This is a genomic window from Actinospica acidithermotolerans (assembly GCF_018139625.1).
Taxonomy (GTDB): Bacteria; Actinomycetota; Actinomycetes; order Streptomycetales; family Catenulisporaceae; genus Actinospica; species Actinospica acidithermotolerans.
The window spans coordinates 12,577-26,854 of the sequence record NZ_JAGSOH010000064.1; the positions used below are offsets into that span (position 1 = coordinate 12,577).

At 71.4% G+C, this 14,278-nt stretch carries 10 protein-coding genes; 4 read left to right on the top strand and 6 right to left on the bottom strand.

The features are described from left to right. The first annotated feature begins 206 nt into the window (after window positions 1-206). Window positions 207-2,360 (top strand): carbohydrate-binding protein, encoded by a 2,154-nt coding sequence (locus KDK95_RS20610; RefSeq protein WP_212519861.1) that lies wholly within the window; start codon window positions 207-209, stop codon window positions 2,358-2,360. Window positions 2,361-2,441: 81 nt separating this feature from the next. On the opposite strand, the gene KDK95_RS20615 is transcribed toward KDK95_RS20610, so the two are convergent. The 5 genes from KDK95_RS20615 to ppdK all read right to left on the bottom strand — a co-directional run bounded on the left by KDK95_RS20615 (window position 2,442) and on the right by ppdK (window position 10,169). Beyond that, a complete protein-coding gene (locus KDK95_RS20615; protein ID WP_212519862.1) occupies window positions 2,442-4,799 on the bottom strand; it encodes an FtsX-like permease family protein in 2,358 nt (785 codons plus the stop codon). Next, a complete protein-coding gene (locus tag KDK95_RS20620) occupies window positions 4,799-5,539 on the bottom strand; it encodes an ABC transporter ATP-binding protein (RefSeq protein ID WP_212519863.1) in 741 nt (246 codons plus the stop codon). Before KDK95_RS20620 ends, KDK95_RS20615 begins: the two co-directional genes overlap by 1 nt. Beyond that, window positions 5,536-6,063, bottom strand: a complete 528-nt coding sequence (locus KDK95_RS20625) for a PadR family transcriptional regulator (protein ID WP_212519864.1) — start codon at window positions 6,061-6,063, stop codon at window positions 5,536-5,538. The genes KDK95_RS20620 and KDK95_RS20625 overlap by 4 nt, the downstream gene beginning before the upstream one ends. Window positions 6,064-6,477: 414 nt before the next feature. Further along, a complete protein-coding gene (locus KDK95_RS36005; protein ID WP_212519865.1) occupies window positions 6,478-7,431 on the bottom strand; it encodes a glycoside hydrolase family 26 protein in 954 nt (317 codons plus the stop codon). A 20-nt stretch (window positions 7,432-7,451) separates the two neighbouring features. Beyond that, on the bottom strand, window positions 7,452-10,169 hold the full coding sequence (gene ppdK, locus KDK95_RS20635; RefSeq protein WP_212519866.1) for a pyruvate, phosphate dikinase: 2,718 nt from the start codon (window positions 10,167-10,169) through the stop codon (window positions 7,452-7,454). 145 nt (window positions 10,170-10,314) lie between these two features. Between ppdK and dusB the strand changes: the two genes are divergently transcribed. The 3 genes from dusB to KDK95_RS20650 all read left to right on the top strand — a co-directional run bounded on the left by dusB (window position 10,315) and on the right by KDK95_RS20650 (window position 13,570). Beyond that, window positions 10,315-11,442 carry a tRNA dihydrouridine synthase DusB gene (gene dusB, locus KDK95_RS20640; protein WP_307844512.1) on the top strand — a complete coding sequence of 376 codons (1,128 nt, stop codon included), beginning with the start codon at window positions 10,315-10,317 and terminating at the stop codon, window positions 11,440-11,442. A 98-nt stretch (window positions 11,443-11,540) separates the two neighbouring features. Continuing rightward, window positions 11,541-12,161: a hypothetical protein gene (locus KDK95_RS20645; protein ID WP_212519867.1), complete on the top strand. Its 621-nt coding sequence runs from the start codon at window positions 11,541-11,543 to the stop codon at window positions 12,159-12,161. Window positions 12,162-12,370: 209 nt separating this feature from the next. Then, window positions 12,371-13,570 (top strand): ROK family protein, encoded by a 1,200-nt coding sequence (locus KDK95_RS20650; RefSeq protein WP_212519868.1) that lies wholly within the window; start codon window positions 12,371-12,373, stop codon window positions 13,568-13,570. On the opposite strand, the gene KDK95_RS20655 is transcribed toward KDK95_RS20650, so the two are convergent. Continuing rightward, window positions 13,553-14,275 carry a class I SAM-dependent methyltransferase gene (locus KDK95_RS20655; RefSeq protein WP_212519869.1) on the bottom strand — a complete coding sequence of 241 codons (723 nt, stop codon included), beginning with the start codon at window positions 14,273-14,275 and terminating at the stop codon, window positions 13,553-13,555. The genes KDK95_RS20650 and KDK95_RS20655 overlap by 18 nt on opposite strands. Between the last annotated feature and the right edge of the window lie 3 nt (window positions 14,276-14,278).

Here is a 14,278-nt window from a genome sequence, read left to right on the forward strand (position 1 = left end):
CCGGCACCTCTCCGCCTGATGCGCCGGGGCGGGCGGGCGGCCGGAAGCCGCCTGCCCGCCCCTCGCCGTACCGGAACCCGGCGAACCGCTTGACAGCCGTGTTACGCGGCCGTAAACAGTTCCCTGATTGGAGAGCGCTCTCCCGATCCGCGCCACGCTCCGTCCGCACGCTCACACCGCGCGCTGCGCTGAAAGGGAACTCCAGCATGCCCGCACACTTCCGCGCCTTACTGACCAGCGCGGCCCTGCTCGCCGGGAGTCTGACCGGCGCCGCGGCCGCGGCCCTCGCCCTCGCACCGGCCGCCTCGGCCGCCGCCGTGCCGCCCGCGCCCGCCGGGTGGACCACGGTGTTCAGCGACGACTTCGCCGGGGCGGCCGGGACCGCGCCCTCGGCGCAGAACTGGTTCTACGACATCGGGACCGGCTACGGGACCGGCGAGACCGAGCAGACGACGAGCTCGACCGGCAACGTGTACGTGGACGGCAACGGGCATCTCGTGCTCAAGGCCGTCGACAGCGGCGGAACGTGGACGTCCGCGCGGATCGAGAGCACCCGCGACGACTTCCAGGCGCCGGCCGGCGGCGAGCTCGAGATGACCGCGTCGATCGAGCAGCCGAATCCGGCGAACGGGCTCGGCTACTGGCCCGCCTTCTGGGCGCTCGGCTCGCCGATGCGCACCGGCGGCGGCTGGCCGACGTCCGGCGAGATCGACATGATGGAGGACGTCAACGGCCTGAACGAAGCCTCGCAGACGCTGCACGACGCCGCCGGAAGCAGCGGGCACGCGCTGATGTCTTGCCCTGATACGAGCTCGTCCTGCCAGAGCGGCTACCACACCTACTCGGTCATCCTGAACCGCCAGAACACCAGCGCCGAGACGCTCGAATTCCTGATGGACGGCACGGTGGAGAGCACCATCACCGAGGCCTCCGTCGGCACGACGGCGTGGCAGGAGGCCGTCGACCACGGCTTCTTCATCATCTTCGACCTGGCGATGGGCGGGAACTACCCGAACGGCGTCTACGGCTCGACCACCCCGACCTCGGCCACGACCTCCGGCGCGGCGATGAGCGTGGGCTACGTCGCGGTCTACGAGGAGGGCGGCAACTCGACGCCCACCGGCACGGCCACCGCCACCGGCGCGCTCACCGGCATCAACGGCCTGTGCGCGGCCGACCAGGGCGCGCTGAACACCGAAGGCAACCCGATGGTGCTCGCCGCCTGCGACGGAGACCCCGGCGAGCAGTGGTCGCCGTACTCGGACGGCACGGTTCGCGTCCAGGGCGGCTGCCTCGACGTGGTCAGCGCGGGAACGACATCGGGCACCGACGTCGACTGGTATCCGTGCAACGCCTCGAACGCGCAGAACTGGACCTACGAATCCAACGGCGAGCTCGTCAATCCGAACTCGGGGCTCTGCCTCACCGATCCGGGCGGCAACACGGGTTCGAGACTTGACATCGAGACCTGCGCCGATACCGCCCAGCAGCAGTGGAAACTGCCCACCGGCACCTCCACCGGAGGCGGCTCGGGAACGATGACGGTCACCGCCTCGCAGTACGCCGCGCAGAATTCGACCGGCACCGAGGCGACCTCCGACACCGGCGGCGGCAACGACGTCGGCTGGATCAACTCGGCGAGCTGGCTGGAGTACACCAACGTCGACTTCGGGTCCGGATACAGCGGCGTCGAGGTGCGCGACGCCTCGGCGGTCACCGGCACCGCCATCGGCTCCATCCAGTTCCGGCTCGACTCCGAGACCGCGACACCGTTCGCGACCGTGAACGTGAACGGAACCGGCGGCTGGCAGACGTGGGTGACCAGCGCTGATACGGCATCGTCGCCGACACCGACCGGCACGCACACGCTCTACGTCACTTTCACGACGTCGACCGGCGGCAACTTCGTCAACGTCAACTGGTTCGAGTTCACCGGCGGCAGCACGAGCGCCGCGAGCCCGGTGACGGTGACGGCCTCGCAGTACGCCGCGCAGAATTCGACCGGCACCGAGGCGACCTCCGACACCGGCGGCGGCAACGACGTCGGCTGGATCAACTCGGCGAGCTGGCTGGAGTACACCAACGTCGACTTCGGCAGCGGCCTGTCCGGCAACGTCGCGGCGCGCATCGCCTCAGCCGCCACCGGCACGAACATCGGCACGGTCCAGTTCCGCCTGGACTCCCTGACGGCCACCCCGTTCGCGACGGTGAACGTCAGCGGCACCGGCGGCTGGCAGACCTGGGTCACCGCGACCGGCACGGCGAGCCCGATCCCGAGCGGCACGCACACGCTCTACGTCACCTTCACGACGTCGACGACCGGCAACTTCGTCAACGTCAACTGGTTCAAGTTCAGCTAGGCCGGAGGGCGAAGCCGGAAACGGCGCCGGCCTCTGACACGCCCCACGTACGTGTCAGAGGCCGGCGCAGGTGCGACGCCGCTATTCGAACCGGGCGCTGTCGGATCGGGTGATCCGGCCGAGGAACGGAAGCGTGCCGCTGATCAGGGCGAATGCGGCGAGTAGGCCGATGCCCATGGTCAGGTAGTAGGAGCCGGAGGGCGTGGGGACCGGGGTTCCCTTCGGGGCTACCTTGACCGCGGCGACCACGGCGAGGCCGTAGCCCGTCGCGATCGCGAGGACCGTGGCAGCGGACAGGGGGAGCAGGGCTTCGAGCAGGACGACCTTGTACAGCGCGCGGGTCGGCGTGCCGGTCAGCCTGAGGAGGGTGAAGGGGCGCTTGCGCTCGACGAGGCTGCCGCCAGCGGCCACGGCGAGGCTGCATCCGGCGACCAGCAGCGTGAGCACGATCGCGATGTTCGTGATGCGCTGGACGATGGAGGCGACCGACGCCCTGGCCTGCACAGCCTCGCCGAAGGTGCGCGGGGCGATGCCGGACTGCGAGAGCGGGGTGTGCGTCACCAGGAACGTGCGCACGACCTCCAGCGTCGTCGCGTTGTCGACCTTGACGAGCACGCCGCGCAGGTACAGGCCGCTGAAGTCCGCCTTCGCCGCCGGATTGCCGGGAGCGGCGATCGGCTCGGTGGAGTCTCGCGGGTTGTCGCTGGTCAGGTTGCTGGTGTCGGCTTCGATCGCGGGGTCGCCGGCGGCGCACGAGCCGAGCGCGGGCATCTGCGCGAGGGCCGCGCAGCTCACCACGGCGTCGTAGGACGCTGAGCGGTGAGGCGCCGGGCGCGGTCCGGAGCCGTTCTTTCCGCCGCCCATCGGCGGGGTCGCGGTCGCGTCCTTGGACAGCGAGTAGTACGGCATGACCTCGACGCCGCGCATCGCCTCCAACTGCCGCACGAGCGCCGCACCGGTCGCGGGCTCCAGGCCGAGCATCCCGGACGTCGTGGTAGCGGTCTTATTCGGGTCGCCGCCTGTGCAGTTGACGTTGTCGCCGCAGACGGGGGAGTAGGGGAACGTGTCGAGCAGGACGTTCGAGAGCGCCGTCGCGGACGGCGTCGCGTTCGTCTCGTTGAGCGTCGGCATGAGTCCGCCGAGCATCGAGCCGAGGAAGACGGCCAGCACCAGGCCGCTGACGGCGCGGAAGGAGGCCTTCGGTGCGTCCGCCAGCCGTCGGGCCGCGAGCAGCGAGGGCGCGCTGCCGGTGTAACGCGCCATCAGCCTTGCCGCCACGAAGGTCAGCCACGGCCCGGCGATGACGAGCCCGATCATGGCCAGCAGCAGGCCGGGGTATACGCCGGGGCCGATCTCCTGACTGTTCGTCGTCGCGATGCCGTAGCCGTAGAGCGCGATGCCGACCAGCAGCGGCAGGACCCGCAGGAAGCTGGGCTTCGGGGGCGTCTGCCGCCGCGTGACGCCGAGCGGCGAGATACGGATGCGGCGCAGCGAGATCAGCGAGGCGATCGTCGATGCGAGCGGCACGCACACCAGCAGCGCGAGGTAGCCGAGCGCGGTCGGGGTGACGGCGTACGAGAAATACTTGCTGCCGAACAGTGCCGCGTCCGCCAGCAAGGGCCGGAACAGCACGAACAGCAGCATCCCGAACAGTGTGCCGGCCAGTGCGCTGACACTCGCGTCGACCGACGAGATCACGGCGATCTGCCGGTTCGTCGCGCCGACCAGGCGCAGCGCCGCGTAGCGCTCCTCCCGGCGGGTGGCGGCCAGCCGCGTGGCCATGCCGATCAGGATGAGGATCGGCAGCACGAACGCGACCGCGCCGACCGCGAATGCGTAGCGGAAGTAGTTCGTCCACACGCTGGTCTGCGCGCCGCCCGCGATCGTCGAGACCTGGATCGTGGACGGCCGCACGGCCAGCTCCGACGGGCTGTAGCCGACGTAGACGACGAGGTCGTCCGGGCCGGTCAGGGCTCTGTCGCCGACGATGCCCGCCTGCGTGCCCGGGAACCGCTCGCCCAGCTCGTCGCGCGGGGTGGAGGCGAGCAGGGCCGCCAGCGCGGGCGACGCGTAGTACTGGCCGGCGTGCGGCAGTGCGCCGATCCCCGGCGGGAGCGGGGCGCCCGGGCCGAGGGCGGCGAGGTCGAGCTCGTCGATGGTCCGGCCCCGGAAGACCGTCTCGCGGTAGTTCCACAGCTCGCTGTGCGCGTTCGGGCCGGAGGCGGAGTACGAGTACGAGTACGACGAGCCTCCCGTGACCGTCGTGCCCACCGTGCTCTGCCAGCGCGGCTGATTGTTGGTGTACTCGAAGGCGTGGAAGTCGGCCAGCACGGCCAGCAGGATGGCGACGCCCGCCGCGACCGCGGCCATGGTCACCAGGAGGCGGGTGAGCGCCTCCTTGCCGCTGCGCAGTGTGAGGCGCAGACCGAGGCGGTACATCAGCCCGCCACCTCGTACTCGGTCAGCGCGGAGACCTTGCCGTCGCGGACCATGACGGTGCGTTCGGCGCACGCGGCGACCCGGGCGTCGTGGGTGACCACGACGACGGTCGTGCCCTCGGCCCGCGCGGTGCTCACCAGCAGGTCCATCACGGTCTCGCTGGTCAGCGAGTCGAGCGAGCCGGTCGGCTCGTCGGCGAACAGCACCTTCGGCTGCGGCACGAGCGCCCGGGCGATCGCCACCCGCTGCGCCTGGCCGCCGGACAGCTCGCCGGTCCGCCGTCCGCCGAGCCCGCCGAGGCCGAGCCGGTCCAGCCACGCGTCGGCGCGCCGGTAGGCCTCCTTGCGGCGGACGTCGCCGAGCAGCAGCGGCATCGCGATGTTGTCGGAGACGGTCAGCTCGGGGATGAGCTGGCCGAACTGGAAGACGAAGCCGAACGCGGTCCGGCGCAGCTCCGTGCGCCGGGCGTCGCTGAGCTCGTCGATGCGCTGCCCGTCGAACCGGATCTCGCCCTGGTCGGGGGTGTAGATCCCGGCGAGGCAGTGCAGCAGCGTGGACTTGCCGGAGCCGCTCGGCCCCATCACGGCGAGGATCTCGCCGCCGCCGACGGCGAGTTGCGCGCCGCGCAGCGCGGGCGTCTGGCCGAAGGACCGGTGCACGTCGCGGGCTTCCAGGAGGGACCGGCGCGAAACGGCCGGGCCCGGCTCGGGTTCTCGCGCCAGGGTCAGGTCTGTGCTCATGGCTTGCGTACCATTTCTCTGAGTGCGCTGAGCCGCGCCTCCGTGGCGTCGATCCAGCGCAAGTCCGCTTCGAGGTGGAACAGGCCGTAGTCGGCGAGCAGCACGTCCATCGTGGCGCCGCCGCGGCGCGTTTCGGTCAGTTCGCGCATGCGCCGCAGGTGCGAGCCGCGCTGCGCGTCGAGGTAGCGGGCCGCGTCGCGGCCCAGCATCAGGGCGAGGACGACCTTCGCGAAGAGCACGGACTGCAGGTGCGGCTCCGGCGGGGCCGGCTCGGCGAGCCAGGACTCGACCTCGGTCCGGCCCGCCTCCGTGATCGAGTACCGCTTCCGGTCCGGCCCGTCCCCCGGCTCGCTCGCCCCGACCGTGACCTTCCCGTCGCGCGCCAGCCGGCCGAGCGTCGAGTACACCTGGCCGAACGGCAGCGGCTTGTCCCGACCGAAGAAGGCGTCGTAGTCGCGCTTGAGGTCGTACCCGTGGCTTGGCTCGCGGTCGAGCAGCCCGAGAAGAGTCAGAGGAACGCTCACACCGGCAGTATGCACTCGGTGTATACCCTCGGTCAATACGTTACTGACCAGGGTGTTCGCGGAAACTGCTCACGTCAGCCGGATGGAGCAGGGCTGTGCGAAAACCCGGCGCGACCGAGGCGTTGCGCGCCGAGAGCGAGGGTTTGGCCGAGGCTCAGGACCCCTCGGCGGGGCCGATGGCCTGGTCCTGATCGACCGCTGCGGATCAGCCGGCTGACGCCCGGCCGGCCTGCGGCCTCGGCGGGCGCGCTAGGCCGTGTCTTCAGACTATCGCCGGGTCCGCGACGCCTGCCACGCACGCTCGCGGCGTTGCAGGGGCGGTTGCAGACGACCGAGTATGCGCCCGCCCCTGCGCCTTGCGAGCGCACGCGTCAGACGCCGCGGCCTGATCCGACGCAAGTTTGAAGACACGGCCTAGGAAAGCGCCAGCAGGAAGCCCGAGTTCCCGTCGACCCGCTTGCGGAACTCGACCGCGCCGACCGGATGGTCCTTGAGCGTGTAGTCCTTGCCGTTGGTGTCGAAGTCGAAGTAGACCAGGGCCTTGACGGTCTTCGGATTGGCCGCCGCGAAGTCGAAGATCAGGTTCATCGCGGCGGCGGTGTCCGGCTGCGGTTTCGCCGGCGCCCATTCCGCGACCATGAGCGGCTTCTTGCGCGCGGCGGCGAACTTCACGGTGTCGTCGAGTCCGCCCGCGCCGGTCATGATGAACGAGGTCACGGCGCTCTGCGGGTACGCGTCGATGCCGAGCCAGTCGACGTACGCGTCGCCGGGGTACCAGGTGTCGGGGCTGAGGCCGCCGGGCCCGTTCCACAGCGTGGGGCACCAGACGAACGCGGCGTTCGTCGCGCCCTCCTCCTGGAATATCTCGTACACGTGCCGCCAGGAGGCGATGAACTGGGCCGGGGTCACCCCCGGCAGGTTCCAGTCCGGGTACCAGCTCGCGTTCATCTCCCAGTCGAGCCGGACGAAGACGGCGCCGCCGTGCTTCTTCACCGCCTGCGCCTGGGCCCTGAGATACGCGTCCTTGCCGCCGTCGGTGATCTGGCCGCCGGTCATCGGCAGGTTCCACGAGATCATCGGCGCCATCCCGGAGCGGGTCGCGGCGTTGTCGAGGATCGGCTGCACGCTGCCGTCCGGCGTCGTCCACTGGTCGTAGATCGCCGGGTGCCGGCCGGAGCCCAGGCCGGCCGCCGCGTCGAAGGCGTCGAGCCGGCCGATGTCCGTGGACACCCCGAGGTACACCTGCCCGTCGGCGGGCTCGTACTTCGCCCCGGCCGGCTTCGAGCGGGACGCCCACGCCGACCAGGCGCCGACGGCCAGGCATGCGACCACCGCTATTGTGATCAGGTTCCTGACGCGTCGGCTCACCCGGTCATTGTGCCGCAAACTCAGCGTCGCGGGTTGCGTACCGCGGCGCGGGCGGCTTCCAATCGTGCAACGGGCACCCGGAACGGCGAGCAGGACACGTAGTCGAGTCCGGCATCGTGGAAGAAATGCACCGATTCGGGGTCGCCGCCGTGCTCTCCGCAGACGCCCAGCTTCAGCGCGGGACGGGTCTTGCGGCCCTCCCCGGCGGCCAGCGACACCAGCCGGCCCACGCCGTCCCGGTCGAGCGTCTCGAACGGGCTGACGCCGAAGATGCCCCGGTCCAGGTACGCCGAGAAGAACGCGGCCTCCACGTCGTCCCGGGAGAAGCCCCAGGTGGTCTGCGTGAGGTCGTTGGTGCCGAAGGAGAAGAACTCCGCGGCCTCGGCGATCTGGCCCGCGGTCAGCGCGGCCCGCGGCAGCTCGATCATCGTGCCGATCAGGGCCCTGATGTCGGCGCCGGTGGTCTCGGTGACCTCGTCCAGCACGGCCCTGGCCTCGTCGCGGATGATCTCCAGCTCCTGCACGGCGCCGACCAGCGGCACCATGATCTCCACCCGGGCCACGCCGCCGGCCTTGGCGACCTGCGCGGCCGCCTCGGCGATCGCGCGCACCTGCATGATGAACAGGCCCGGCACGACCAGGCCGAGGCGCACGCCGCGCAGGCCGAGCATCGGGTTCTGCTCGTGCAGCTTGTGCACGGCCTGCAGCAGCCGCAGGTCGGATTCGTTGTCCTCGCCGCGCGCCTCGGCCACCGCGACGCGCACCGAGAGCTCGGTGAGGTCCGGCAGGAACTCGTGCAGCGGCGGGTCGAGCAGCCGGACGGTGACCGGCAGGCCGCCCATCGCCGTCAGGATGCCGACGAAGTCGTCGCGCTGCATCGGCAGCAGTTCGGCGAGCACCTTCTGCCGCTCGGAGTCGTCCTCGGCCAGGATCAGCCGCTCGACCAGCGCGCGGCGTTCGCCGAGGAACATGTGCTCGGTGCGGCACAGGCCGATGCCCTGCGCGCCGAACCGCCGGGCGCGGGCCGCGTCGTCCGGGGTGTCGGCGTTGGCCCGCACGTACAGCGCGCGCTTCTCGTCGGCCCACGTCATGATCCGGTGCACGGACCTGACCAGCTCGCCGGCCCGCGCGGAGTCGGCGCCGAGCCGTCCCTCGAAGTACTCGACGACGGGGGAGGGGGCGACCGGCACCTCGCCGAGGTAGATCGCGCCCGAGGAGCCGTCGATCGAGATGACGTCGCCCTCCTCGACGACCACGCCGCCGGGCGCGGTCAGCCGCCGCGCCTTCGTGTCCACGTCCAGCTCCTCGGCGCCGCACACGCAGGTCTTGCCCATGCCGCGGGCCACGACCGCCGCGTGCGAGGTCTTGCCGCCGCGGGAGGTGAGGATGCCCTGGGCCGCGATCATGCCGCCGAGGTCGTCCGGGTTCGTCTCGCGGCGGATCAGGATGACCCGCTCGCCGGAGCGCGACCACTTCACCGCCGTGTACGAGTCGAACACGGCCTTGCCGACCGCCGCGCCGGGCGAGGCGTTCATGCCCTTCGCGACCCGGTTCGGCTTACCCGTCAGGTCGAACTGCGGGAACATCAGCTGCGCCAGCTGGGCCCCGCTCACCCGCTCGATCGCCTCGTCCGGGGTGATCACGCCCTCGTCCACGAGGTTCGCCGCGATCAGGAACGCCGCGGCCGCCGTGCGCTTGCCCACGCGCGTCTGCAGCATCCACAGCTTGCCGCGCTCGATGGTGAACTCGATGTCGCACAGGTCCCGGTAGTGGCCCTCGAGCACCTTCATGATGCGCATCAGCTCGTCGTACGAGGCCTTGTCCAGCTGCTCGAGCTGCTCCAGCGAGAGGGTGTTGCGGATGCCCGCGACCACGTCCTCGCCCTGCGCGTTCGCCAGGTAGTCGCCGTACACGCCGGAGTGGCCGGTGGCCGGGTCGCGGGTGAACGCCACGCCGGTGCCCGAGTCCGCGCCGAGGTTGCCGAAGACCATCGAGCAGACGTTCACCGCCGTGCCCAGGTCGTGCGGGATCCGCTCCTGGCGCCGGTAGAGCTTGGCGCGCTCGGTGTTCCACGAGTGGAACACGGCGTTGATCGCCAGGTCCATCTGCTCGCGCGGGTCCTGCGGGAAGTCGCGCCCGGCCTGCTCGCGCACGATCGCCTTGTACGCGTCGACCAGCAGCGCCAGGTCGGAGGCGTCCAGGTCGACGTCGCTCGTGGCGTTCTTGGCGCGCTTGGCGGCCTCCAGCGCCTCCTCGAAGTGCTCGCCGTCGATGTCCAGCACGGTCTTGCCGAACATCTGGATCAGCCGGCGGTAGGAGTCCCAGGCGAAGCGCTCGTCGCCCGCCACCGCGGCCAGCCCCGAGACCGAGACGTCGGACAGGCCGATGTTCAGCACCGTCTCCATCATCCCGGGCATCGAGAACTTCGCGCCCGAGCGCACCGAGACCAGCAGCGGGTCCGTCGGATCGCCCAGCTTCCGGCCCATCTTCTCCTCGAGCGCGGCCAGGTGGGCGGAGACCTGCTCGCGCAGCCCCTCGGGCGCGGCCCCGGCCGACAGATAGGCCCGGCAGGCGTCCGTGCTGATCGTGAAGCCGGGAGGGACGGGCAGCCCGAGGTTGGTCATCTCGGCGAGGTTCGCACCCTTCCCGCCGAGCAGATCCTTGAGGTCCTTGTGACCCTCGGTGAAGTCGTAAACGTATTTCGGCGCCTGAGGGGACGGCGCATCGAGCGTCGGCACGTAGGGCTCCCTGAAGTCCTCGCGTACGAAAAAAGGCTGCTGACCCGCACGACCAGCAACCCTGTTGACGTCTATAGACACTACCCGCGGGTAGATACGCTGTCGACGTGAGGGACCCCACGTCGCGCCGTGAGATCCTGGAAGGGTGAATCCCTCTCTCAGCTTCGGCCCGTACGCGGTGGACCCGCCGGTCGTCCTCGCGCCCATGGCCGGGATCACCAACGTCGCCTTCCGGCAGCTGTGCCGCGAGCAGGGCGCCGGTATCTACGTCTGCGAGATGATCACCACCCAGGCGCTGGTCGCCCGCAACCCCAAGACGTACAAGATGATCGAGTTCGGCGAGCAGGAGAAGCCCCGCTCGCTGCAGCTCTACGGCGTCGACCCGGCCACGGTCCGCAAGGCCGCCGAGATGGTGGTGCAGGAGGACCTCGCCGACCACATCGACGCGAACTTCGGCTGTTCGGTCAAGAAGGTCACCCGGCGCGGCGGCGGCTCGGCGCTGCCCTGGAAGCGGCAGCTGTTCCGGCAGATCGTGCGCGCGATGGTCGAGCCCGCGCGCGACGCCGGCATCCCGGTCACCATCAAGATGCGCAAGGGCATCGACGACGACCATCTCACGTTCATCGAGGCCGGGCAGATCGCGCAGGAGGAGGGCGTGGCCGCCGTCGCCCTGCACGCGCGCACCGGCGAGCAGCGCTACTCCGGCGAGGCAGACTGGGAGTCGATCGCGCAGCTCAAGCAGGCCCTCGACATCCCGGTGCTCGGCAACGGCGACATCTGGGAGGCCGACGACGCGCTGCGCATGATGCGCGAGACCGGCTGCGACGGCGTCGTGATCGGCCGCGGCTGCCTCGGCCGGCCCTGGCTCTTCCGCGACCTGGCGAACGCCTTCGCCGGCAGCGACGAGCGCACCATGCCCGCGCTCGGCGAGGTCGCGAAAATCATGCGACGCCACGCCGAACTCCTCGTACAGTGGCTGGGGGACGAGCGGGAGGGCGTCACGGGGTTTCGAAAGCACGTGGCGTGGTACTTGAAAGGCTTCCCGGTCGGCACCGAACTGCGCCGGGGCATGGCGATGGCCTCGAGTCTGACGGAACTGGACGACCTGCTCGGCAAGCTCGATCAGGACGCCCCGTTCCCGGCCGAGGTCCTCGGCAAGCCCCGCGGACGGACCAACGCCCCCGCGCGCGTCGTCCTGCCTTACGGCTGGCTCGACAACCGCGATGACGACACCGTCCCCGAAGGCGCGGAGCTCGACGACTCGGGTGGCTGAACCGGGGTGACGGGCGCGGGGAGCGCAGCGAGCCCGTCACACTTTTGGTGACTGTTGGTGCACATATGTGCACTCAGCGTTACCGTTGGGAGGTGCGTGTGACGAGGAGGGGCCGCGGATACGCCGTCGTGTTCGCGCTGGGGGCGGTGGCGGCGCTGTCGTCCGGCTGCGCGAAGGCCCCGGCGGACCCGCCCTTGATCCAGCCGACGACCGTGACCGCCGAGCACCAGGACCAGCGGATCACCCTGCCGGTCACCGTCGCCGTCGCCTTCCACCACCCCGCGCTCTCCGACCGCACCGAGTACGCCGTGCTGTTCACCGTCCAGCAGGCGATGCGCTCGATGGTCGAGGGGGAGTACGCGGGCACCGCGAAGGACCCCGAGCTCACCGAGTACTGGACCGGCAGCGGCCTGACCGAGGTCGACGCGCAGATAAGCCAGTGGACCGGGCACCAGCAGCAGCCGGTGGGAACCATCGTGCTCGAGGACACCGAGTACACCCCCCTCGACGACGGCCGTGCCGCGCAGGTCAGCTTCTGCGCCGACTGGTCCCATGTGGTCCGCGGCGAGTCCCGCACCCACGTGGTCGGCGCCGCCGTGCAGCCGAAGACCGCCCACCCGGCCTACGAGCAGCTCGGCCTGGTCCGCGAGTCCAACCGGCACTGGGCGGTCGACGCGCTCACCGTCACCGCCGATTCGGCGCAGTGCCCGAAGGGCTGAGCGCCCGTCAGGTGTTGACAGAAGTGCTGAGAGGCCGTCAGCATCACGGTGATGGCCGCCTCGCTCAGGATCCTGGTACAGCGCCGCCACATCGACTTCGCGCGATGCGGCAGCGCCCTGTGTCGTTCCCGGTGAGCGCCCCGGAACCCACTCCGCGGACGCAGTCCTGCCCCTGAGCCGTAACGCGAGCCGGAACCCGAGGAACCCCCGTGCCCACCCCTGTCCGGGCGGCCAACGCCGCCGCGGTGCTGCGCGCCGTACTGCTGCACGGCCCGGTGCCGCGCACCCGCATCGCCGAAATCAGCGGCCTGAGCCCGGCCACCGTCACCCGCCTCTACCCGCTGCTCGCCGAACGCGGTCTGCTCCGCGAACTCGACGAGCCCGACGCCGCGCAGACGGTCGGCAGGCCGCGCGTCCCGGTCGACCTCGACGCCTCCGCTTGCGCCGTGCTCGGCGCGCACCTCGGCGCGCGCCGCAGCCGGCTCGGCGTGCTCGACCTGCGCGGCAGGCTGCTCGGCGCCGCGGAGCTCGAGCACGAGGTTCCCGCGCCGCGCGCGCTGATCGACCGGGTCTGCGAGCGGCTGGGCGCGCTGGCCGCCCGGACGGCGGGGCCGCGACGGCTGCTCGGGCTCGGCGTGATCGGCGCCGGACCCGTCGACGCGGCCACCGGAACGCTCGGCGGGCACCCGGCGCTCGGCGGCCACTGCGTGGACCTGCGCGCCGAATTCGGGGAACGCATCGGCCTGCCGGTGTACGTGGACGAACACACGCGGGCGATGGCCGCGGCCGAGGCGCTGTTCGGCAGGGCGAGACGGGTCCGCAGCCTCGGCTACCTCTACGTGGGCGACGTCCTCGGCTTCGCCTACAGTGCTGAAGGCGACGTCCACCGCGGCGCCCACGCGGCGGCGGGCGACGTCACCCACCTCCCGCTCGGCGTGCCGCGCTGCGCCCCGGCGGACGCGGAGCCGTGCAGCTGCGGCGCGCGCGACTGCTTCCTCTCGCTCGCCGGAGAGGGTCCGACCACCGCGCGCGCGATGCGCCTCGGCGTGGTGCCCGAGCCGCGCATCGACCTCGTGCTCAAGGCCTCCCGCGCGGGGGACGAGCGTGCCGAGCAGCTGCTGCGCGAGCGCTCGCGCAGCGTCGGCGCCGCGGTGTCCGTCCTCGCCGGGATCCTCGACCCCGAACTCTTCGTCGTCGCCGGCGCGGGCCTGACCGAGGCCGCCGAATTCCTGCCCGAGCTGCGCGTCGCCACGCGCACGGCCGTCGTCCCCTCCGCCTTCGGAGCGCGCGTGAACGCCGTCGCCGCGGCCTCGCTCGTCATCGACCGCGTCTTCCGCGACCCCCTCGGCGCCGTTTCGGACGTCCGCGGCAGACGGTCCGCACCGATGAACTCACCGATCAACGGCTGACGCGGAGCGTCGTCCCGGATCGGCTCGCCGCTCCGGGACCGCGGTGACGAACAGGTGCGGGGAGGTGGGCAGGCTCGGGCCCTTGGCCGGGAACTTGAAGCGCTCGGCGGATTTCACGGCGAGGCCGGCCGGGCCGATCGCCCGGGTCAGGTCGCGGGAGCAGTGGCAGCCGGCGCCGATCAGCGGCCAGACGGTCGCGTCCAGCGCACGCTGCACGCGGGAGAGCGTGCCGCCGTCGGCGCGGACGTGCTCGAGCAGGCGCACCTCGCCGACCTTGCTGCCCGCCTGCAGCCGCAGCACGGAGCGCAGCTGGGTGAGGGCGTCGACCTGGTCGTGGACCGAGCAGAGCACGAGCGAGCACACGGCGGCGTCGAACTGCCCGGCGAAGGCCGAGAGATCCTCCGCGACGCCGTCCACGACCTCGACGCGCACCGGCGCCTCGGCCGCCGCCCGCCCGGCCAGCTCGCGCATCCTCGCCTCGGGCTCCACCGCGACCACCCGCTCGACCTCCGGCGGGTAGTGCGCGAAGTTCAGGCCGCTGCCCGCGCCGAGTTCGAGCACCTCGCCGGACAGCCCGGCGAGGAAGCGGTCGCGGTACTCCGCGAACCCGGCCTTGTCCATCGCCGCCGCACGGCCCGGATACCAGCTCGCGAATACCCGGTGCTGTCTGCGCGGGGCGGGGGACGGCTCCATCTGCTGCGCCACGCG